The organism is Myxococcus qinghaiensis (assembly GCF_024198215.1).
Classification (GTDB): domain Bacteria; phylum Myxococcota; class Myxococcia; order Myxococcales; family Myxococcaceae; genus Myxococcus; species Myxococcus qinghaiensis.
Map to the genome: position 1 here is coordinate 1 of NZ_JAKCFA010000070.1, position 2,119 is coordinate 2,119.

Below are 2,119 nucleotides of genomic sequence, written 5' to 3' on the forward strand. Positions count from 1 at the left end.
CCGCGGGAAACCGCGTGGGAGAGTAGGTCGCTGCCGGATTCTTTTTGAGAGAAGCCCTCGTCGCCTCGTGCGACGGGGGCTTTTCCTTTTGCGGGCCAGGGCGCCCCCCGCCTCGGCGGTGAGGGGCTCCAGGCCCGCGCGGGCCTTCAGGGCACCCGCAACACCACCTTGCCCACCGTCGCACGGGATTCGAGCTGCTGGTGCGCCCGCGCCGCCTCTCCCAGCCCCACCTCACCCGCAGCTCCCCTTTCGCCAAGGCATCGCCCAGGGCTCAGCGCGGGTAGAACTGCTCGATGGTGATTTCCTCGGCCAATGCGTGGAGGGGAGCACCGAAGGTCGTGACAGTGGTGAACCACTGGGTGGTGACTCCATCGACCTCGAAAGTCAGCGGAATCAGAACGGCTCCAGCGCGACCAGGCAGTGAAGGAGGAATCGCGCGGGCCCCGGGGAGCTCCAGCACTCGCTTCAGTACCCGTGAGACCTCGGAGCGAGGACCACGCAGCCGTGCGTTCTCCTGGAGTCGCTGGAGCAGGAAGCCGGCCACCTCGTCCCAGTTCCCAATCGCCGCGCGGACGGGGCCCGGAGCAAAGACCAGGTCCATCAGGTTGATTCGCCCAAGGGCGTCTCGCTCCTGTCGCATCATCGTGAGTGCCCCGGCGTTGGCGTCGAGCACCGTGGACGCTGCGTCGAGTACGAGAGCGGGGTAGGGCTCGTGCGCCTTGAGGATTATCGCCGCGGCCTGGCGGATTTCCTTCAGCTCCTCACTGTTCCAATCACTCTCACCAAACACAGGCGCGTACCCCGCGGCGACGAGCAAGGCGTTGCGCTCGCGCAGGCCCAGCGTCAGCGCCCCCGCCAATCGCATGACCATGTCCTGGCTGGGGGCGGTCCGGCCTGACTCGATGAACGCCAGGTGCCGGGGAGAGACATTGGCGTCGAGCGCGAGCCCGAGCTGGCTCTTGCCTCTCAGCGCACGCCAGTCCTTCAGCAGTGCGCCCAGCTCGCAGGGCGTCCCCGGGATGTTCTTCGGGGGGGGGCCTTGGCGGGTGCATCGTCGACATCGCGCATCACGGTCTCTTTCGTGGCTCTATTCGATTCACGCCGCCAGCGCACTTCCCTCCGAGGTCATTGCGGGGCGACTGCGTCAACATCGAGTCTTCGAGCTTCTCCGTAAGAGCTCGCCGTGCCCCCTACCGGCGGGTAGCGCTGACCATGCCGACGCGCGCTGGACGGCCAACGGTCAGTCGTGGCTCTTCGGCAACGTGACGGTGCTGGGGTTGTCGATGGCGGCGAGGGCGGCGCGCAGCAGGTAGTCCCCCGGGTCTTCGCCGCGCAACTTCGCCGTCTCAATCAGCGAGTAGAAGAGGGCGGCCACCTGGGTGCCTCTCTCGGACTTGCTGCCGTAGTGGTTCTTCCTGCCGAGGACGACGTCGCGCATCTGGCGCTCGACGTGGTTGTTATCCAGGGGCACCAGGGGGTTGGAGAGGAAGAGAGTCAGCCCGGGCCAGAGTTTGTGCATGTACTCCAGCGCCTTGCGGAAGGCGCTGCCCGGCAGACTGCGCTGCGCCAAGGCCCACGCACGGATGCTCGCCACTACTGGGGCGGACTTCTCCTGGCGCACGGCGAGCCGGTGCGCGAGGGCCGCGGTGCGCGCCTCTCCCGTGAGGGCATGGGGCGAGGGCAAGTCGGCCTCAATGGCATACAACTCCCCAATGAGGAGAAGCACCTCTTGGCAGACGGGCTTCGTCTTCTGGGCCTCCAGGAATTTTCGGCGCACGTGGGCCCAGCAGAAGGCCAGTTGGGCAGAGGCTGGGCCGTCCGCGCCGGACTTGGTGGCTGTCTGGTACGCCGCGTAGCCGTCGACGAGGACGACGCCTTCGTAGTCCCCCAGCACCGTCTTGGCCGTGGCGCCGGAGCGGCTGGGAAACATGCGGTGGTACACGGCGTGGGGACTGGCCACCGTCCACACGTACCAGCGGGTGCCGGTACCCGGTGCGTATTCCGGCGATGGTGAGCACCCATTCCAGCTCAAGCCGAGCAGCCGTTCCGGCCATGGCGAGCAGTCGGAGCGTCAGCGACGCTGGGACGTTCTCTCACTTCACCTGCTTGCGAGCCTTCG

General features: G+C 67.2%; 3 protein-coding genes. 1 reads left to right on the top strand and 2 read right to left on the bottom strand.

Features of this window, described 5'->3' with window-relative positions; all coding sequences use genetic code 11:
* Positions 1-271: 271 nt before the first annotated feature.
* The gene (locus tag LZ199_RS45835; RefSeq protein ID WP_323390422.1) at positions 272-1,021 is read right to left on the bottom strand and encodes a helix-turn-helix domain-containing protein; all 750 of its coding nucleotides are present in this window, start codon (positions 1,019-1,021) and stop codon (positions 272-274) included.
* 219 nt (positions 1,022-1,240) lie between these two features.
* On the bottom strand, positions 1,241-1,969 hold the full coding sequence (gene tnpC, locus LZ199_RS45840; RefSeq protein WP_323390423.1) for an IS66 family transposase: 729 nt from the start codon (positions 1,967-1,969) through the stop codon (positions 1,241-1,243).
* Between tnpC and LZ199_RS46890 the strand changes: the two genes are divergently transcribed.
* Positions 1,929-2,119, top strand: a 191-nt coding sequence (locus LZ199_RS46890) for a hypothetical protein (RefSeq protein WP_254000170.1), incomplete at its 3' end; no start/stop codon positions are given. The genes tnpC and LZ199_RS46890 overlap by 41 nt on opposite strands.